The sequence below is a fragment of the Geodermatophilus sp. SYSU D01106 genome, assembly GCF_054049995.1.
The window spans coordinates 104,554-122,006 of record NZ_JBJGYM010000012.1 but is presented as its reverse complement, the minus strand read 5'-3'; the positions used below and the strand labels follow the sequence as shown (position 1 = coordinate 122,006).

The 17,453-nt window shown below is 75.5% G+C and carries 17 protein-coding genes; 6 read left to right on the top strand and 11 right to left on the bottom strand.

Going from position 1 to position 17,453, the window contains the following annotated elements; all coding sequences use genetic code 11:
- Positions 1 to 27: 27 nt before the first annotated feature.
- The 5 genes from ACI78R_RS14425 to mftA all read right to left on the bottom strand — a co-directional run bounded on the left by ACI78R_RS14425 (position 28) and on the right by mftA (position 3,783).
- Positions 28 to 861 (bottom strand): mycofactocin-coupled SDR family oxidoreductase, encoded by an 834-nt coding sequence (locus tag ACI78R_RS14425; RefSeq protein ID WP_457041207.1) that lies wholly within the window; start codon positions 859 to 861, stop codon positions 28 to 30.
- Positions 861 to 1,697, bottom strand: a complete 837-nt coding sequence (locus ACI78R_RS14420) for a mycofactocin-coupled SDR family oxidoreductase (protein WP_457041206.1) — start codon at positions 1,695 to 1,697, stop codon at positions 861 to 863. The genes ACI78R_RS14425 and ACI78R_RS14420 overlap by 1 nt, the downstream gene beginning before the upstream one ends.
- Positions 1,698 to 2,073: 376 nt before the next feature.
- The gene (mftC, locus tag ACI78R_RS14415) at positions 2,074 to 3,330 is read right to left on the bottom strand and encodes a mycofactocin radical SAM maturase (protein WP_457041205.1); all 1,257 of its coding nucleotides are present in this window, start codon (positions 3,328 to 3,330) and stop codon (positions 2,074 to 2,076) included.
- Positions 3,327 to 3,638 (bottom strand): mycofactocin biosynthesis chaperone MftB, encoded by a 312-nt coding sequence (mftB, locus tag ACI78R_RS14410; RefSeq protein WP_073420870.1) that lies wholly within the window; start codon positions 3,636 to 3,638, stop codon positions 3,327 to 3,329. Before mftB ends, mftC begins: the two co-directional genes overlap by 4 nt.
- A 7-nt stretch (positions 3,639 to 3,645) precedes the next feature.
- Positions 3,646 to 3,783 (bottom strand): mycofactocin precursor MftA, encoded by a 138-nt coding sequence (gene mftA / locus ACI78R_RS14405; RefSeq protein WP_073420869.1) that lies wholly within the window; start codon positions 3,781 to 3,783, stop codon positions 3,646 to 3,648.
- A gap of 131 nt (positions 3,784 to 3,914) precedes the next feature.
- Here mftA and mftR point away from each other — a divergent pair, with 131 nt between their 5' ends.
- A complete protein-coding gene (gene mftR / locus ACI78R_RS14400; RefSeq protein WP_457041204.1) occupies positions 3,915 to 4,505 on the top strand; it encodes a mycofactocin system transcriptional regulator in 591 nt (196 codons plus the stop codon).
- A 67-nt stretch (positions 4,506 to 4,572) separates the two neighbouring features.
- Here mftR and ACI78R_RS14395 read toward each other — a convergent pair whose 3' ends face one another.
- Positions 4,573 to 5,793: a cysteine desulfurase-like protein gene (locus tag ACI78R_RS14395; protein ID WP_457041203.1), complete on the bottom strand. Its 1,221-nt coding sequence runs from the start codon at positions 5,791 to 5,793 to the stop codon at positions 4,573 to 4,575.
- Between the two features lie 35 nt (positions 5,794 to 5,828).
- Between ACI78R_RS14395 and ACI78R_RS14390 the strand changes: the two genes are divergently transcribed.
- Positions 5,829 to 6,293, top strand: a complete 465-nt coding sequence (locus ACI78R_RS14390; RefSeq protein WP_457041202.1) for an SRPBCC family protein — start codon at positions 5,829 to 5,831, stop codon at positions 6,291 to 6,293.
- A 58-nt stretch (positions 6,294 to 6,351) separates the two neighbouring features.
- On the opposite strand, the gene ACI78R_RS14385 is transcribed toward ACI78R_RS14390, so the two are convergent.
- From ACI78R_RS14385 to ACI78R_RS14375, 3 genes are all read right to left on the bottom strand, one after another.
- On the bottom strand, positions 6,352 to 8,571 hold the full coding sequence (locus tag ACI78R_RS14385; RefSeq protein WP_457041201.1) for a glycoside hydrolase family 15 protein: 2,220 nt from the start codon (positions 8,569 to 8,571) through the stop codon (positions 6,352 to 6,354).
- Positions 8,572 to 8,667: 96 nt separating this feature from the next.
- Positions 8,668 to 8,907 (bottom strand): hypothetical protein, encoded by a 240-nt coding sequence (locus tag ACI78R_RS14380; protein WP_457041200.1) that lies wholly within the window; start codon positions 8,905 to 8,907, stop codon positions 8,668 to 8,670.
- An 18-nt stretch (positions 8,908 to 8,925) separates the two neighbouring features.
- The gene (locus tag ACI78R_RS14375) at positions 8,926 to 10,362 is read right to left on the bottom strand and encodes a bifunctional 3-(3-hydroxy-phenyl)propionate/3-hydroxycinnamic acid hydroxylase (protein ID WP_457041199.1); all 1,437 of its coding nucleotides are present in this window, start codon (positions 10,360 to 10,362) and stop codon (positions 8,926 to 8,928) included.
- A 56-nt stretch (positions 10,363 to 10,418) separates the two neighbouring features.
- On the opposite strand from ACI78R_RS14375, the gene ACI78R_RS14370 reads away from it, so the two are divergent.
- From ACI78R_RS14370 to ACI78R_RS14360, 3 genes are all read left to right on the top strand, one after another.
- Entirely contained in the window at positions 10,419 to 11,222 is an 804-nt protein-coding gene (locus tag ACI78R_RS14370; RefSeq protein ID WP_457041198.1) for a class E sortase, read from the top strand.
- Positions 11,223 to 11,225: 3 nt separating this feature from the next.
- Positions 11,226 to 11,390, top strand: coding sequence for a hypothetical protein (locus ACI78R_RS14365; RefSeq protein WP_336030643.1), 165 nt, complete (start codon positions 11,226 to 11,228; stop codon positions 11,388 to 11,390).
- A 139-nt stretch (positions 11,391 to 11,529) separates the two neighbouring features.
- On the top strand, positions 11,530 to 12,657 hold the full coding sequence (locus ACI78R_RS14360) for an NDMA-dependent alcohol dehydrogenase (RefSeq protein WP_073420857.1): 1,128 nt from the start codon (positions 11,530 to 11,532) through the stop codon (positions 12,655 to 12,657).
- A gap of 73 nt (positions 12,658 to 12,730) precedes the next feature.
- Here the strand turns inward: ACI78R_RS14360 and ACI78R_RS14355 are convergent, their stop codons facing one another.
- Positions 12,731 to 14,431, bottom strand: a complete 1,701-nt coding sequence (locus ACI78R_RS14355) for an AMP-binding protein (protein WP_457041197.1) — start codon at positions 14,429 to 14,431, stop codon at positions 12,731 to 12,733.
- Positions 14,432 to 14,611: 180 nt separating this feature from the next.
- Here ACI78R_RS14355 and ACI78R_RS14350 point away from each other — a divergent pair, with 180 nt between their 5' ends.
- The gene (locus tag ACI78R_RS14350) at positions 14,612 to 15,469 is read left to right on the top strand and encodes a helix-turn-helix transcriptional regulator (RefSeq protein ID WP_336030640.1); all 858 of its coding nucleotides are present in this window, start codon (positions 14,612 to 14,614) and stop codon (positions 15,467 to 15,469) included.
- 105 nt (positions 15,470 to 15,574) lie between these two features.
- Here ACI78R_RS14350 and ACI78R_RS14345 read toward each other — a convergent pair whose 3' ends face one another.
- Complete coding sequence (locus tag ACI78R_RS14345) at positions 15,575 to 17,449, bottom strand: AAA family ATPase (protein WP_457041196.1); 1,875 nt, start codon at positions 17,447 to 17,449, stop codon at positions 15,575 to 15,577.
- Between the last annotated feature and the right edge of the window lie 4 nt (positions 17,450 to 17,453).

Genomic DNA, 17,453 nt, shown 5'->3' with positions numbered 1-17,453 from the left:
GCGGCCGGGCGGCCGCCGCACCCGCGGTCAGCGGATGGAGTAGCCGGCATCGACCGGCAGCATCGCCCCGGTGACGTAACGCGCCTCCTCGGAGACGAGGAACAGCACGGCGTTGGAGATGTCGACCGGGTCGACGTAGGGCACCGGCAGCGGGTGCAGCGTCTCGAACAGCTCGGCGAACTTCTCCCGCGTCGGCTCCGGGTCGTCGGGCGTGAACAGGCCCCACGTCTTCTCGTTCTGGATCATCACGGTGTCCACGCCGGTGGGGTGCACCGTGTTGACCCGGATGGACTGCTTGCCGAACTCGTTGGCCAGCGTCCGCATGATCCCGACGACGCCGTGCTTGGCCGCCGTGTAGTGGATCGTGTTCGGCGTCCCCTTGATGCCGGCGGTCGAGCTGGTGATGACGATCGACCCGCCGCCGCCCTCAATCAGGTGCGGCAGGGCGACCCGGCAGGTGTTCCAGACGCCGGTCAGGTTGATGTCGATCATCTCCTGCCAGTCGCCGTCGGTGAGCTCGAGCGCGGGCTTGATCTCGAAGACGCCGGCGTTGGCCAGCACGATGTCGAGCCGGCCGAGCTGGGCGACGCCGTCGTCGACCGCCGCGCGCAGCGCCGCCGGGTCGCGGACGTCAGCCTTCGCCGCCACGATCCGCCGGTCGAGCGCCTCGACCTGGCGGACGGTCTCGGCGAGGTCCTCCTCGGTGGCCGGCGGGTACATCCCGATCGAGTCCACCGGACCGCAGAGGTCGACGGCGATGACGTCGGCGCCCTCCTGCGCGAGCCGCAGCGCGTGGCTGCGGCCCTGGCTGCGGGCGGCTCCGGTGATGAAGGCGACCTTGCCCTCGACGCGGCCGGCCACTACTTGACCACCGACCCGGCGTCCACCGGGAGCTGGACGCCGGTGACGTACCGGGCGTCGTCGCTGACCAGCCAGAGGATCGCGTTGCTGATGTCGGCCGACTCGACCCACGGCACCGGCAGCGCGTTGAGTCCCTGGAACATCGGGGCGACGTCGTCCCGGGTCACCTCGTCCTCGGGCTTGTCGGGGACGAAGTTCCCGTAGGTCTTGCGGTTGTGGATCATGTCGGTGCTCACCGACGTCGGGTGCACCGAGTTGACCCGGATCATGTCCGGCGCGAGCTCGTTGGCCAGCGTCTTCACCAGTCCGACGACGCCGTGCTTGGCGGCGACGTAGTGGGCGAGGTTGCCCAGGCCCTTGATGCCGGCGGTGGAGCTGGTGAGCACGATCGCGCCGCCCTGACCGTGCGCCCGCAGGTGCGGGACGGCGGCGCGCACCGTCTTGAACACGCCGGTGAGGTTGACGTCGATCATCTCGTCCCACATCTCGTCGGTGAGGTCCTCCACCGGCGCGAAGCTGGCGATGCCCGCGTTGGCGAGTACGATGTCGAGGCGGCCGAGCTCGGCGACGCCCTCGTCGACGGCCGCCCTCAGCGCGGCGGTGTCCCGGACGTCGGCGACCCGCGCGACGATCCGCCGGTCGAGCGCCTCGACCTGCCGGACGGTCTCGGCGAGGTCCTCCTCGGTGGCCAGTGGATAGCCGACGGTCGGCATGTCGGCGCACCGGTCGACGGCGATGACGTCGGCGCCCTCCTGTGCCAGCCGGAGTGCGTGGCTGCGGCCCTGGCCGCGGGCCGCACCGGTGATGAGTGCGACCTTGCCGTCGAGTCTTCCCATGTGGACTCCCTGCTCGGCGGTGCGCTGAGCCCCCGTGACGCAGGTGTCAACCTAGGCGGAGGCCGCCGGGCCGGGCAATGACACCGACGTCAGCCTCACGGACGGCGCACGGGCTCGGCCGGGGTCGTCCAGCCGACTCCCAGGCAGCGCACGGCCGGCGGTCAGCGGCCGCGTCGATCCTCGGTCGTGCCTCCTCCGGAGCGCCCGTGTCCCCCGTCGCGGGCGCTCCGGAGGAGCACCGGACCCCGAGGAGGACCCGTGCTCACCGTCGCCGTGCTCGTCGCCCTGCTGCTGACCATGACCCTCGCGGACCTGGCCCCCGGGCTGCTGCCCGACGGCCCGGGGCCCGCGGGGGTGGCGCCGACTCGCTGAGCCCTCAGCCGAGCTGCAGGCCCGCCAGGGGCGACTCGTCGCAGATCCGGGCGGGCGGTGCGGGTGTGGACGCAGCGGGGACGGCCGGCATGCCGAGCAGCGTCGGCTGGCCGCGGACCGGGCCGGTGTGCGAGTGGTCGAGGTGGCTCTTGGGCTTGACCAGGTCGAGGTCGCGGGCGGCCAGCGCGGTCTCGCCGTAGCCCTGCACGCACTCCGGGTCGGGGCCGTCCAGCGGCAGGCCGGTGAAGAACTTGGCCGCCATGCAGCCGCCCCGGCAGGCGTCGAAGTGCGCGCACCTCGTGCAGGCGCCGCCGGTCTGCGGGCTGCGCAGCTCGGCGAACAGCTCGCTCTGCTGCCAGACCCGCTGGAAGCCGCCCTCGCTGCGGACGTTGCCGGCGAGGAACTGCTCGTGGATGGCGAAGGGGCAGGCGTAGACGTCGCCGACCGGGTCGATCAGGCAGACCACCCGCCCGGCGCCGCACAGGTTCAGGCCCGGCAGCGCCTGCCCGTAGGCCGACAGGTGGAAGAACGAGTCGCCGGTGAGCACCCGGTCGCCGTTGGCCAGCAGCCAGGCGTAGAGCTCGCGCTGCTGGGCCTGGGTCGGGTGCAGCTGGTCCCACACGTCGGCGCCGCGGCCCGACGGGCGGAAGCGGGTGATCCGCAGCTGGGCGCCGTAGCGGTCGGTCAGGGCCCGGAAGTCGTCGAGCTGGGAGACGTTCTCCCGGGTGACGACGACGGAGACCTTGAAGTCCTTCATCCCGGCCTCGGCCAGGTTCTCCAGGGCCTTCGTGGCAGTGGCGAACGAGCCGGTGCCGCGGACGCGGTCGTTGACCTCGGCGGTGGCGCCGTCGAGGGAGATCTGCACGTCGACGTAGTCGGTGGCGGCCAGCTGCTCGGCGCGCGCCCGGTCCAGCTTCACGCCGTTGGTGGAGAACTTGACGCCGACGTCGTGGCCGATGGCGTAGTCGAGCAGGTGCCAGAAGTCCGGCCGCACGGTGGGCTCGCCGCCGCCGACGTTGACGTAGAAGACCTGCATCCGCTGCAGCTCGTCGATGACGCCCTCGGCCTCGGCGGTCGTCAGCTCGCGGGGGTCGCGCCGGCCCGAGGAGGACAGGCAGTGCACGCACGCGAGGTTGCAGGCGTAGGTGAGCTCCCAGGTGAGACAGATGGGGGCGTCGAGGCCGTACTCGAACTGGTCGACCAGGCGGCCGCCGGTGGGGCGCTCCGGGGCGGCGGGTCGGCTCGGCAGGACGGCGGTCATGCGCGCACCTCTTCGGGACGGCGTTCGATCATCTGGGAGCGGGCGAGGTCGGCCAGCGCCTTCACGTAGGCGGGCCGCTGGGCCTCGGGGACGCCGCACGCGACCAGGGTCGCGGTGGCGCTGGGGTGGTCGGCCAGCGTCTCCACGACGGTGACCAGCGTCCTCGACTTCAGGAACGACAGCTTGCGGTTGCCGAAGTGGTAGACCAGCGCCCCGAACGGCTCCGGCCGCAGCGCCACCGACCGGGCGCGACGCCAGGGCAGATCGGGGTCGAAGAGGTCCGCGGCCGGAGCGGTCGGGGTCGTCACGATCGGCTCAGTAGACGCCGCACATGCCGTCGATGGAGACCTCCTCGACGAGGGACTCCTCGACCAGCGCCTCCTCGGCTCCCGTCTCGACGGCGGTGGCCTGCGCGGTTCCGTCCTGGGTCTCGGTCTGGGTCGTCTCGGGCATGCGGACCTCCGGATCAGGTGGGTCGGGGGATGCGGAGGACGCTAGAGGCACCGAGTGCCACGGGCAACCGTGTGGGTGAGCGGGGCCACACCGGCGGCTCCCGGCCGGCCGGAACGGGCCAAGATGTGCCGGTGACCGACGTGCTGCGCGCCGACCTCCGCGAGGACACCCGGGCGCGGATCGAGCAGGCGGCCCTCGAGCTGTTCACCGCGGCCGGGTTCGAGCAGGTGACGATCGAGGAGATCGCGGCCGCCGCGGGCACCAGCCGGCGCACGTTCTTCCGCACCGTGGGCAGCAAGGCCGACGCCGTCTGGGGCGACTTCGACGGCCACGTCGACCGCCTGGCCACCCTGCTCGAGCACTCCGGCGACGACGTCCCGGTGCTGACCGCCGTGCTCGGCGCCTACGTCGAGGTGAACGACTACGCGCCCGAGGACCTGCCGGTGCTGCGCCAGCGGATGCGGCTGATCCTCACCGAGCCGGCGCTGCAGGCCCACTCGCAGCTGCGCTACGCCGACGTCGACCGGGTGGTGGCCGGCTACGTGGCCCGGCGCTGCGGGGAGCAGCCGACGGCGCTGGTGCCGCGGCTGGTCGCCACGGCCACCCGGGCGGCGGCGACGACGGCGTTCGAGGCCTGGCTGTCCGGCGACGCGCCGTCGCTCGCCGACGCGCTGCGGACGGCGTTCGGCCAGCTCGCGGAGGGCTTCCCCGGCCTGCGCTGACGAGGCGCTTCACGAGGCATTGGATCCGATCCGCACGTCCTGGGCCGCGATACGTGCGTAGAGCTTCCTATGCCCGGCCCACCGCGGCGCGCAGGCCGTCGAGCAGCCGGTCGACGTCGGCGTCGTCGGTGTAGGGCGCGAGCCCCACCCGCAGGCCGCCGGTGTCGCCGAGGCCGAGCCGCCGGGACACCTCGATGGCGTAGAAGCTGCCCGACGGCGCGTTGACCCCGCGGGCGGCGAGCTCGCGGGTGACGTCGGCGGCGGCCCGGTCGGCGAAGGTGAGCAGCAGCGTGGGCGTGCGGCGCGCCGCCCGCGACCACAGCGTGACGCCGGGCAGCTCCGCGAGGGCGTCCTCGATGCGCAGCCGCAGCCGGTCCTCGTGCTCCTCGACGGCGGTCAGCCCCGCGACCAGCCGCGCCCGCCGGTCGCCGTCGTCCCCGCCGAGGCCGGCCAGGTAGTCGACCGCGGCCGTCGTCCCGGCGAGCAGCTCGTAGGGCAGCGTGCCCAGCTCGAAGCGCTCGGGGACGGCGTCGGTGGAGGGCAGCAGCTTGTCCGGGTGCAGCGTCTCCAGCAGCGACGGCGCGGCGACCAGGCAGCCCAGGTGCGGGCCGAGGAACTTGTACGGCGAGCAGGCGTAGAGGTCCGCGCCGAGCGCCGCGACGTCGACCGGCGCGTGCGCGGTCAGGTGCACGCCGTCGACGTGGGTGAGCGCCCCGGCCTCGTGCGCCAGCGCGGTGAGGGCGGCGACGTCGGGGCGGGTGCCGATGAGGTTGGAGGCGCCGGTCAGCGCCACCAGGCGGGTGCGGTCGGAGAGGACGGCGGCCAGCGCGTCCGGCGTCAGCTCGCCGGTGTCCGGGTCGAGGTCGGCCCACCGCACCGTGGCGCCCCGCGCCTGCGCCGCCTGCACCCACGGCCGCACGTTGGCGTCGTGGTCGAGCCGGGTGACCACGACCTCGTCGACCGGGCCCCAGCCGGCGGCCAGCGTGCGGGACAGGTCGTAGGTCAGCTGGGTCATCGACCGGCCGAAGACCACGCCGCCGGGGTCGCCGGCCACGAGGTCGGCGACGGCGGCGCGGGCGGCGACCACCACCGCGTCGGCGTTGCGCTCGGCCTCGGTGACCTGCCCGCGGTTGGCGATCGGCGAGCCGAGGGTGGCCGCCACGGCGTGCGCGACCTGGCGGGGCACCTGCGAGCCGCCCGGCCCGTCGAAGTGGGCGGCGCCGGCCCGCAGTGCGGGGAAGTCGGCACGGACGGCGGCGACGTTGTACGCGGTGCTCACGGTGCTCATCGCCGCCGAGCATGGGGGACGGCAGACTCCGCGGCATGTCCGACCTGACGCACTCCGACTCCGTCGTCGTCGCCGTCGGCCCGGAGGAGCTCTACGACCTGGTCAGCGACGTGACCCGCACCGGCGAGTGGAGCCCGGTCTGCGTGGCCTGCTGGTGGGACGAGGGCGCCACCGGGCGGGCCGGCGACTGGTTCACCGGTCGCAACGTCACGCCCGATCGCACGTGGGAGACGCGCAGCCAGGTGGCGGTCGCCGACCGCGGCCGGGAGTTCGCCTGGCTGGTCGGCGGCTCGCGGGCGCGCTGGGGCTACGTGCTCGAGCCCGTCGGGGGCGGCACCCGGCTCACCGAGACGTGGGCGTTCCTGCCCGACGGCGTCGCCTTCATGACCGAGCGCTACGGCGCCGACGACGCCCCGGCCCAGGTGCAGGCCCGCATCCGCGCCGCGCGGGAGGGCATCCCGGCCACGCTCGCGGCGATCAAGCGCGTCGCCGAGGGCTGAGGAGCGTGCACGTCCGCGGAGACGCCCCGGGCGTCTCCGCGGACGTGCACGGCCCGGGTCAGTCCGGGCAGAGGGACGTGCCGAAGTGGCAGGCCACGACGGCGGGGGTGTCCACCGGGCGGCCGGCGTCGACGGCGTGCGCCAGCCGGACGAACCCGCCGTGCGTCCACGACAGGGGCGTGGCGGAGAACGTCGGCTCGCCGGGCACGTACTCCGTCCCCTCCGCGGACGGCGGCTGGTCGTCCCAGACCTGCTCGGCCATGAAGAACGACTCGTCGTCGGCCGCACGGGCCATCGTGTCCAGCCGTTCCTGGGCGGTCGCCGCGGCGTCGCCGCCGAGGGCCAGCTCGAACTCGCCGCGCTCGCCGGTCAGCAGCGGCCACCCGCGGCCGATGGTCTCGCGCGAGCCGGGGTCCACCGGCTCCCACTGCGTCCCGTCGGCCCGCTCGCCGTACCCGTCGAAGCTCGACCGGTGCCAGAACCGCCCGTTGGCGGTGTCGTAGCCCAGCTGCTCGTCGACCAGGCGCAGGGTGTTCGCCACGACCGGGTCGTCGGCCGGCACGATCCCGAGCCGCACCAGGTCGAGGAAGCTCGGGTCGAGCACCTCGCGCTGGTCGACCAGCGGGCCGCCGTCGGCGATCTGGATCTGCGTGCCGGCGTCGGAGTCCCCGTCGTCGGTGATGCGCAGGTAGTACGGCTCGGGCGAGAGCGGGCCGGTGGTCGTCACCGTCCACTCGGCCAGCCGCGCCCGCCAGTCGTCGGCGGTGGCCAGGTAGGTGCCCGCGCGGGCGTCGTCGCCGTTGTCGCGGGCGATGTCGGCCGCGGTGACCAGGCCCGCGATCTCGGCCGCGATGGTGTTGGGCGACCAGCCGGCCAGGTTCTCCCAGCGCTCCTGCTCGGTGTCCGGGCCCTCGGCCACGATGAAGTCCGCCGACAGCCGCACCCGCTCCCAGTCTTCAGGGCCGGTGCGGCCGAGCTGCCAGGCCAGCACGATCGGCAGCGCGACCTCGTCCATCTGCAGCCCGCCGAAGACGGCCTCGCCGTCGAGCCGGGCGTTCTGCGGGAACGACCCGTCGGGACGTTGCTGGACCGTCCACAGGTGGTCCAGCGCCCGCTCGGCGGCCGCCTCGTCGCCCATCGCGATCAGGGCGGTCGCGTGCTGGTACAGGTCCCGGGACCAGACCTCGTGGTACACGGGGAAGTGCTGCAGCTCGTTCGCCCAGGCCCACGGCTTGCCCGGGGAGGCGATGAACCCGCCGCGGAAGGTCTTGTCCTCGCTGGCCGCGACGACCATCGCCGAGACGAGGTACTCCGTGCGCCACTGCCCGGCGCTGGCCGGCACGGGCGCCAGGCCGTCGAGGTAGCCGTGCCAGCCCTCGCTGTAGGCGGCCAGCGCGTCGTCGAAGCCGCGGTCGAGCGCGGCGTCGGCGGCCTGCGCGGCGTCGTCCTCGGTCGTCCCGAAGCCGAGGGCGAGGGTCAGGTCCTGCCCGCCCTCGACCCCGGTGAGGGCGGTCCGCCCGATCTGCACCACGTTGCCGGGGGTCCGCGCCTCCCACGCGTCGTCGAGCACGAAGTCGTCGCGCAGGTCGGCCCAGCCGTCGCTGCGCTCGAGGTAGCCGCTGGAGGTGTCGGTCAGGCCGGCGGAGGCGACGACGGCGCTGCTCAGCGCGCCGTCGGTGGCCAGCAGCCGCCCGCCGTCGGAGCGGCCGGTGTCGTCGTTGGCGTTGAGCCCGAGGGCGGCGTCGTGCAGCAGGTAGACGTCGTAGGGCTGCCCGTCGAGGGACTCGAAGCGCACGTCCACGAGCACGGCCGGGCGGTCGGGGTCGGTCGTGTAGGTCTTGGTGATCCGGTACCGGCCGCTGGTGGCGGTGTTGACCTGGCGGTACACCAGCGCCCGCTCGTCGACCAGCTCGACGACGGAGTCGGTGGCCTCGTCCTCGCGCTCGGCGAACGTGGTGCCGTCGGAGACGACGAACTGGGTGTCCCGGGAGCTCGGGGTGTCGATCCGCGGGGCGAAGACCTCGCTCAGCGTCCCGTCGTTGAGCGTGTACCAGGCGGTGCTGTCGAGGGCGCCGATCGCCGTCCCGAAGCCGTCCTTGTCCCCCGGCGACCAGTCGGCCGCCTCACCCGGGTACCCGGGCGCCTGGTCCGCGCCCTCCGGCGGGCCTCCGACGGGGGCGTTCGCCTCCGCGGGGGCCGCGCCGAGGACGAGGACGCCGACGGCGGCGGCCAGGAGGGCCCGGCGGCGTCCCGCCCGGGGCGTGGTGGGAGAGGTCATGGCGGCTCCTCACGGTGTCCCCCGTCCGAGTGACGTGCGTCACACCGTAGGGGGACCGGTCCGTCCGCCACCAACGGACGGGACCGCGCGGGCGGACTAGCGGCCGAGGATGCCGCCGATGGCGCCGCCGAGGCCGCCGCCCTGGCCGCCACCGCCGCCGCCGCCGCCGCCGAGCATCTTGATCAGGTCCATCGGGTCGATGCCGAGCTTCTGGAGGAGGCCGGCGTGCTGGTCGGTGTCGACCTGACCGGGCAGTTCCTGGTCGGCCTGCTGCGCCTTGGCGTCGTCACCCTGCGACTGGAGCAGCTGGAGGATCTGTGCCTTGTCGATCTGCATGGGCGGGCCGGTACCCACTCAACCCGCCGCCCTCACCACCCGGTCGGGACGGACGACGACCCAGCGGGCCCGGCCCCCGCCCAGCCATGCGGTGAGGGTGCCGTCGACGTCGTCGAGCAGCGCCCGCCGGCCGCCCGCGGTGAGCGTGAGACCGGACGGCGCCAGGGCGAGGACGGCGGTGCCGGCGCCGAGGACGTCGTCGAGCCGGCACTCCCGGCCGTCGACGCGGACCCGGGCGCGCGGCACGAGCGTCCCCGCCAGCCGCCGCCCGGCCGGCCCGCCGCGGTCGACCAGCGGCCCGCGGCGCAGCGGCGGTGTGCGGCTGTCGGTGGCGTAGGCGGCGAGCGCCGGCACCCGACCGACGGCGGCCAGCACCGCGCGCCGCACCGGCACCGCGCCCGCTCCCCCGCCGGTCATCAACCCGCCGACCAGCGCGGCCAGCCGCACCAGCGCCCGGGCGTGCGGCCCCCGCTCGGCGCCGTGGGTGTCGAGCAGCGCGTCGTCCGCGCCACCGGTGACGACGGCGGCGACCTTCCACGCGAGCTGGTGCACGTCGCGCAGGCCGAGGCCGAGCCCCTGGCCGACGAAGGGCGGGGTCAGGTGCGCGGCGTCGCCGGCCAGCAGCACCCGCCCGCGCCGCCACCGGTCGGCCACCTCCGCGCGGTAGACGTACTCCGCGGCGCGGACCACCTCGGCGCCGTCGGCCCCGAACGGCGCCAGCAGCGGCCGCAGCACCTCCGGCGCGGTGAGCGCGGCCGCCGTCCCGCCGTCGAGCAGCCGGGTCTCGAAGCGGTACCGGTCGCCGCTGACCGGCATGAACGTCGCCGCGCGGGCCGGGTCGCAGACCTGGTGCACGCCGGGCCACACCGGCAGCGGGGACGGCGCGCGCAGGTCGACCACCAGCCAGCGGTCGGGCCGGGCGAGGGTGCGCATGCGGGCGCCGGTCAGCCGCCGCACCGTGCTGTGCGCCCCGTCGCAGCCGAGCACGGCCGCGGCGTCGAGCCGGGCCCCGCCGGCCAGCGCGACCGTGACGGACCGGTCCGGCCGCTCCGTCAGGCCGGTCACCTCGGCGGGCGCGCGCAGCGTGACCCGCGGCGCCCGGTCGACGGCGGCGCGCAGCACCGCCTCGAGGTCGGGCTGGTGGAACATCGACGCCTGCGGCCAGCCGTGCCGGCCGGCGCCGGGGTCGCGCGCGAACTCGGCGAGGACCCGGTGGCCGGCGTCGAGCAGCCGCAGCCCCGCCATCGGCCGGCTGACGGCGAGGAACTCCTCCGCGACCCCGGCGTCGGCCAGCGCGCGCAGCGCCTCGTCGTCGAGGTGCACGGCCCGGGGGACGGCGGGCGGCGCGGGCCGGCGCTCGAGCAGCAGCACGTCGATCCCCCGCCGCGCGAGCAGCAGCGCCGCGGTGCAGCCCACCGGCCCGGCGCCGACGACGACCACCGGCAGCTGCGACACGCCGCCCAGTGTCGCGGACCGGGCGCCGGCGCCCGTCCTGGCATCGTGGTCCCGCCATGGCCCCGACGTCCGCCCCCGCGCCGCCGCGCGAGTGGCGCCGCCACGGCCGGCCCGCCGGAGAGCGCTGGCGCACCCTCGTCAGCGGCCTGGGCCAGACGCTGGTCACGGCCGGCGTCGTGCTGCTGCTGTTCGTCGCCTACGAGCTGTGGGTGACCGGCCTGTTCACCGCGCACGACCAGGACCGGCTCGCCGACCAGCTGGCCACCGAGTGGTCCGGCGGCTCACCCGGTGCGGACGCGCCCGTCGTCGGGACGCCCACCTCCCCGGCCGCGCCCGGCGTGGGCGAGCCGTTCGCGGTGCTGCACGTACCGCGCCTGGGCGAGGACTGGTCGCGGGTCGTGCTCGAGGGCACCACCGAGGACCAGCTCGCCCAGGGCCCGGGCCACTACGTCGGGACGGCGATGCCCGGCGAGCAGGGCAACCTCGCCGTCGCCGGCCACCGCGTGGGCCGCGGCTCGCCGTTCCTCGAGCTCGACGCGCTGCGGCCGGGCGACGCCGTCGTCGTCGAGGTGGCCGACGGCTGGTTCACCTACCGGATGCTCGGCGCCGGCGACGACCTGGCCGCACCCGATCCCAACGGCGTCCCCGGGCGGCAGATCGTGACGCCCGACCGGGTCGACGTCGTCGCGCCCGTCCCCGGCGCCGCGGACGCCGCCCCCGCCGGCGCCTACCTGACGCTCACGACCTGCCACCCGCGGTACTCGGCGCGGCAGCGCCTGGTCGTGCACGCCGTGCTGGAGGGCCCGGGCGTGACCCGGGCCGACGCCCCCGACGGGCCGCCGGCCCTGACCGAGGACTGAGCCGTGTACCGCTGGATCTGGCGCCACCTCCCCGGGGGGACGGCGACCCGCGCGGCGCTGTCGCTGCTGCTGGCGCTCGCCGCCTGCGCGCTGCTGCTGTTCGTCGTCTTCCCCGCCGTCGAGCCGCACCTGCCGTTCACCTCGGTGACGGTCGACCCCGGCCGCTGAGGGCCGCCCGCCGCAACGGTTGCGTCCCCTTGACGGCACCCGGTGCCGCGCACAGTCTGTGGCGCGGCGCACAGTCGCAGCGGCGGCCCGTCGACGGCGACGGGCGGCGACCGCGCGCGGACGGACGGAGGCACACCGGGTGAAGACCAAGGGCGCGATCCTGTGGGGCGTCGGCGAGGACTGGTCGATCGAGGAGATCGAGCTGGGCGACCCGAGGGAGGGTGAGGTCCAGGTCCAGCTCGCCGCGTCGGGCCTGTGCCACAGCGACGAGCACCTGGTCACCGGCGGCACGCCCGTCGCCTTCTACCCGGTCATCGGCGGCCACGAGGGCTCCGGCGTCGTCACCAAGGTCGGCCCCGGCGTGACCGGGCTGCAGGAGGGCGACCACGTCGTCACCGCCTTCATCCCCGCCTGCGGCCAGTGCCCGCCGTGTTCGAAGGGGATGCAGAACCTCTGCGACCTCGGCGCCAGCCTGCTGGCCGGCACCGCGATCTCCGACGGCAGCTACCGGGTCCAGGCCAAGGGCCAGGACGTCATCCCGATGTGCCTGCTCGGCACCTTCTCCCCCTACATCACCGTGCACCAGGCATCGGTGGTGAAGATCGAGCCCGACATCCCGCTGGAGATCGCCGCGCTGGTGGGCTGCGGCGTCACCACCGGCTGGGGCTCGGCCACCAAGGTCGCCGACGTCCGGCCCGGCGAGAACGTCGTCGTCATGGGTGCCGGCGGCGTCGGCATGAACGCCGTCCAGGGCGCCGCGGCGGCCGGGGCGAAGCGGGTCATGGTCATCGAGCCGGTCGCCCGCAAGCGCGAGTGGGCGATGGACCTCGGCGCGACGCACGTGTTCGAGTCGGCCGAGGAGGCCACCGAGAAGGTCAACGAGCTGACCTGGGGCCGGATGGCCGACAAGACGATCATCACCGTCGGCGACATCCAGGGAGAGGACATCCAGACCGCGCTGAGCCTCACCGGCAAGGGCGGCCGCGCCGTCGTCACCGGCATGGGCAACGCCGCGAACACCGACGTCAAGCTCAGCCTCTTCGAGCTCACGCTGCTGCAGAAGGACCTGCAGGGCGCGATCTTCGGCGGGCTGGCGCCGCGGGCGGCGATCCCCGAGCTGCTCAGCCTCTACCAGGAGGGCCAGCTCAAGCTCGACGAGCTCGCGACCACGAAGTACAAGCTGGAGGACATCAACCAGGGCTACCAGGACATGCGCGACGGCAAGAACATCCGCGGGATGGTCGTCTACACCGACGCCGACCGCTGAGCCGTCCTCTCCTCCGACGCGGTCGTGCTCTGCCCACGGATGTGGGCAGAGCACGACCGCGTCCGGGGACGGGTCAGGTGCCGCGCAGCTCCGGGAAGTCGGTATCGGCCCAGTCGGTGCCCGTGCCGGCCGGGGCCGCCTGCTCCTCCCGCTGCCGCAGCTCGACCCGGCGGATCTTCCCCGAGACCGTCTTGGGCAGCTCCGCGAACTCGATCCGCCGCACCCGCAGGTAGGGCGCCAGCCGCTCGCGCGCGTGCCGCAGCACCGCCAGCGCCGTCTCCGCCCCCGCCTCCCAGCCCGGGGCGAGCGTCACGTAGGCCTTCGGCACGGCCAGCCGGACCGGGTCGGGCACCGGCACGACGGCGGCCTCGACCACCGCGGGGTGCTCGATGAGCACGCTCTCCAGCTCGAACGGGCTGATCTTGTAGTCGCTGGCCTTGAAGACGTCGTCGGTGCGCCCGACGTAGGTGATGTAGCCGTCGGCGTCCCGGGTCGCGACGTCGCCGGTGTGGTAGTACCCGCCGGCCATCGCCTCGGCCGCCCGCTCCGGGTCGCCCTGGTAGCCGGTCATCAGCCCGACCGGCCGCTGCGAGAGGTCCAGGCAGATCTCGCCCTCGCTGCCCTGCTGCCCGGTGAGCGGGTCGACCAGCACCACGGGGACGCCGGGCAGCGGGCGGCCCATGGAGCCCGGGCGCACCTCCGCGCCGGGGGCGTTGGCCACCGACGCCGTCGTCTCGGTCTGCCCGTAGCCGTCCCGCAGCGTGAGCCCCCAGTGCCGGCGGACCTGCTCGATGACCTCGGGGTTGAGCGGCTCGCCGGCGGCGACCACCTCGCGCAGCGCGCCGGGGCCGCCGGAGAGGTCGGCCTGGATGAGCATCCGCCAGACCGTGGGCGGCGCGCAGAAGGTGGTGACGCCGGTGCCGCGGACGTGCCCGAGGACGCGCGCGGCGTCGAACCGCGTGTAGTTGAACAGGTCGACGGTGGCCTCGGCGGCCCACGGGGCGAAGAAGCAGCTCCACGCGTGCTTGGCCCAGCCGGGCGAGCTGATGTTGAGGTGCACGTCGCCGGGCCGCAGGCCCAGCCAGTACATCGTCGACAGGTGCCCGACCGGGTAGCTGACCTGCGTGTGCTCGACCAGCTTGGGCCGGCTGGTGGTGCCGCTGGTGAAGTACAGGAGCAGCGGGTCGCCGGGCTCGGTGCCGGGGTGGCCGAGCGGCGCGTCGGGGGCGCCGGCGCTGTCGGCGTAGGGCGCCCACCCGGACGGCGCGTCGCCCACGGCGATCCGGCCGTAGTCGCCCGGCACGGCGTCGAACTTGGCGGCGTCGACGGCGTTGACGACGACGTGCCGGGCGCCGCCGCGGCCGATCCGGTCGGCGAGGTCGTCGGGGCCGAGCGCGGTGGTGGTCGGCATGATCACCGCGCCGAGCTTCATCACCGCGAGCATCGCCTCCCACAGCTCGACCTGGTTGCCGAGCATGAGGACGACGCGGTCGCCGCGCCCGACGCCGCGCTCCCGCAGCCACGCGGCCACCTGGTCCGAGCGGCGGGACAGCTCGGCGAACGACCAGCTGCCGCTGGTGCCGTCCTCCTCGGTGATGCGCAGCCCGGGCCGCTCCACGCCGCGGGCGACCTCGTCGAACCAGTCCACCGCCCAGTTGAACGGGCCCGCCACCCGCGGGAACGCGAACTCGGCGGCCGCCGTGGCGGGGTCGCCGCGGAGGGCGAGCAGCCGGTCGCGGGCCTCCCGGTAGGCGGTGGTGGCGGTGCCGGGCATGCGGGGGCTCCCTCGGTCGTGCGGTCGTGGGCCCCGGCATGGTCGGACGCGCCCGTCCGGCACCACCACCCCCGATCGCGCCGGGCGTTGCCGCACGTTGCAGGCGAGGACGGCCCCCGGCGCGCGCGGCGCTACCGTGACGCGGGTCACCGCCGTCCGCCCTGCCCGAGGAGGTCCCCCGTGTCCCTCCCCGCCACCGCCCGGCCCGACGACCGCGACGTCCTGCGGGCCGCCGTCCGCGAGGTGCACGCCCGGTCGGGGATGGGCGTGGTGTTCGCCGGCCCGGTGCAGGGCGCGGCCATGCGGATCGAGGAGATGGTGGGCGGGCGCACGCGGTACCTGCACGGGCTGCAGGTGCGCACGGGCGCGGGCCTGGGCGGGCGGGTGCTGAGCGAGGGCCGTCCGGCCGGCGTCGAGGACTACGAGCGGGCGCTGGACATCACGCACGAGTACGACGGGCCGGTGCTCGCCGAGGGGCTGCGCACGGTGGCCGCGGTGCCGGTGCTGGTCGACGGGCGGGCGCGGGCGGTGCTGTACGCGGCCAGCCGGGAGGGCGGCTCGGTGGGCGACCGGGTGCGCGACGCGCTGGCCCGCGCGGCCGGGCGGATGGGCGCCGAGCTCGCCGTCCGCGACGAGGTGGACCGCCGCGTGGCGCTGATGGCCGCCGCCCCGGCCGGCCCGTCCGCCGCGGAGGACCCGGCGCGGTGGGAGGAGGTGCGCGCGGTGCACGCCGACCTCCGGCTCGCCGCGCAGGCCACCGACGACGCCGCGCTGCGCGACCGGCTGCTGTCGGCGTGCGGGCGGCTCGCGGCGCTGGGCGCCCCGCGCGGGACCCGGCCGGCCGTGCGGCTGTCGGCGCGCGAGGTCGACGTCCTCACGCAGGTGGCGCTGGGCTGCAGCAACCGCGAGACCGCGACCCGGCTGTCGCTGCGCCCGGAGACGGTGAAGAGCTACCTCGGCTCGGCGATGACGAAGCTCGACGCGCACACCCGCCTGGAGGCCGTCGTCCAGGCCCGGAGGCTCGGCCTGCTCCCGTAGGCACTCCTCGCGTCGATCATCGGACGCGTGCACGGGACACGCGACGACACGCCGGCCGGCCGTGCACGCATCCGATGATCAACTGGCTGGCACCCGGCGGACCCGTCAGCCGAGCAGGCGGGTGAGCGCCGGGCCGAGGTCGCGCACCGTCCGCACCATCTGCGCGCTCCCGCCGCCGCGCGCCGCCAGCGCCCGGGCGGCCGCCTCCGCCTCCGCCGTCGGCAGCGGGCACAGCACGTCCACCCGGTCCAGGCCGGCGAGCGCGGTCTCCGGCGGGTCGCCGGTGGTGTGCAGGCAGTCCGACAGCAGGACGACGCGCCGCTCGTCGGCCACCTCGGCGTGGAGCTGGCGGCGGGCGGCCCGCAGCGCGCCGGCCAGGTCGGTCATCCCGTGCCCGCGCAGGCCGATCAGGTGCGTGACGACGTCCTCCGCGGCCCGCCGCTGCCCCGGCCGCTGCACGACGTCGACCTCCCGCCCGAAGGTGATCAGGCTGGTCCGCAGCTTGTCGTCCCCGGTCAGGACGACGCCGGCCGCCGCCACCGCCGCGATCGCCACGCCGAGCCCGGTCATCGACCCCGACGTGTCCACGGCCAGGCACACCGACCGCCGGTGCCCGGTCCACGTGCGCGTGACCAGGTCCTCCGGCGCCAGCGGCGAGCCGACCTCCCAGCGGTCGAGCGTGCGGTCGAGGTCCAGGTCGCCGTCGCCCCGCCGGTCGGGCACCAGCCGCCGCGTCCCCCGTGTCCGGACGCGGCCGACCCGCCCCACCTGCACGAACACCCGCGCGGCCAGCCGCTGGGCCGCCGAGCGCAGGTCCCGGTCGGTGGCGGCGGCGAGGTCGGTGAGCAGCGCGGCCGCGGCGTCGGCGTCCTCGGCCATCAGCGCGGCGAACGCCTCCTCGTCGAGCTCGCCGACCTCCGGGCTGACCTCCTCGAACGCGTCGTGGCGCGCCGCCATCTCACGGCGGCTGGTCTGCCGGCGCCCGCCCCCGGAGCGGCGGTCGCGGCGCAGGGACGAGGCCGAGTCCTGGCCCGCCGGGGACTCCGGCGGGCCCTCACCTTTTCCCGGGTCGTCACCACCTGCGGCGTCGGCGGGGGGCTGCTCGTCGGGTGGCGGGGGCGAGCCGTCCGGTGGCCAGACGCCGTCGAGGATCTCGTCGATGACCGCCTCGGGCGTGCGCTCGACGCCCTCGGCGATGCGGATCCGCCCCGACAGGGCGGCGTAGGCGGCGTCCCGGGCGGTCTCCCGCGCCCCCTCGGCGCCGAGCCCCGACTGCCCGCGCACGTCGAGCAGCCCGCCCAGCAGCAGCACCAGGTCGGTGGCGCCGCGCACCGACGAGCCCATCCGGACGTCGCGGTGCTCGCGCGAGGCCCGCACCAGCCGGACGGCGAGGCCGATGAGCGCCGGCGGCGCCCCGGTCACCGCGGTGACGATCGCCCGCTCGGCCGCGGCGTCCTGGTAGCCGAGGACGACGCGGCACATCCGGTCGGCGATCGCCTGCCCGACCCGCGCCGTGCCGATCGCGTCGAACGGGTTCATCGCCGCGATCAGCCGGAACCCCGCGGCGGCGCGCACGTGCCCGAGCCGCGGCACGGTGATCTCCCCCTCGGTGAGCACGGTGATGAGGACGTTGAGCGTCTCCTCGGGGATCCGGTTGAGCTCCTCGAGGTAGAGCAGCCCGTGCCCGCGCATCGCCGTCAGCAGCGGTCCGTCGGTGAAGCTGCCCGGCACGTAGCCGTCGGCGAGGACGGCGGCGGGGTCGTACTGGCCGATCAGGCGGGCCGGCGTCAGCTCGGCGTTGCCCTCGACGAACACGACCTCCTGGCCGGTCTCCGCCGCGATCGAGCGCAGCAGCGTGGACTTGCCCGTGCCGGGCGGCCCCTCGAGCACGACGTGCCGGTTGGTGCGCAGCGCGACGGTGAGCACCTCCCGCTCACGACGCAGCCCGATGACCGGGTGGGGCGCGGACGGTGCGCTCACGCGG

What these genes read in the sequence shown, in the direction of transcription:
- ACI78R_RS14395 (WP_457041203.1), bottom strand. Translation starts at nt 5,793, where the DNA reads ATGAGCACCGTGAGCACCGCGTACAACGTCGCCGCCGTCCGTGCCGAC.
- ACI78R_RS14390 (WP_457041202.1), top strand. Translation starts at nt 5,829, where the DNA reads ATGTCCGACCTGACGCACTCCGACTCCGTCGTCGTCGCCGTCGGCCCG.
- ACI78R_RS14385 (WP_457041201.1), bottom strand. Translation starts at nt 8,571, where the DNA reads ATGACCTCTCCCACCACGCCCCGGGCGGGACGCCGCCGGGCCCTCCTG.
- mftA (WP_073420869.1), bottom strand. Translation starts at nt 3,783, where the DNA reads ATGCCCGAGACGACCCAGACCGAGACCCAGGACGGAACCGCGCAGGCC.
- ACI78R_RS14355 (WP_457041197.1), bottom strand. Translation starts at nt 14,431, where the DNA reads ATGCCCGGCACCGCCACCACCGCCTACCGGGAGGCCCGCGACCGGCTG.
- ACI78R_RS14380 (WP_457041200.1), bottom strand. Translation starts at nt 8,907, where the DNA reads ATGCAGATCGACAAGGCACAGATCCTCCAGCTGCTCCAGTCGCAGGGT.
- mftC (WP_457041205.1), bottom strand. Translation starts at nt 3,330, where the DNA reads ATGACCGCCGTCCTGCCGAGCCGACCCGCCGCCCCGGAGCGCCCCACC.
- ACI78R_RS14370 (WP_457041198.1), top strand. Translation starts at nt 10,419, where the DNA reads ATGGCCCCGACGTCCGCCCCCGCGCCGCCGCGCGAGTGGCGCCGCCAC.
- ACI78R_RS14420 (WP_457041206.1), bottom strand. Translation starts at nt 1,697, where the DNA reads ATGGGAAGACTCGACGGCAAGGTCGCACTCATCACCGGTGCGGCCCGC.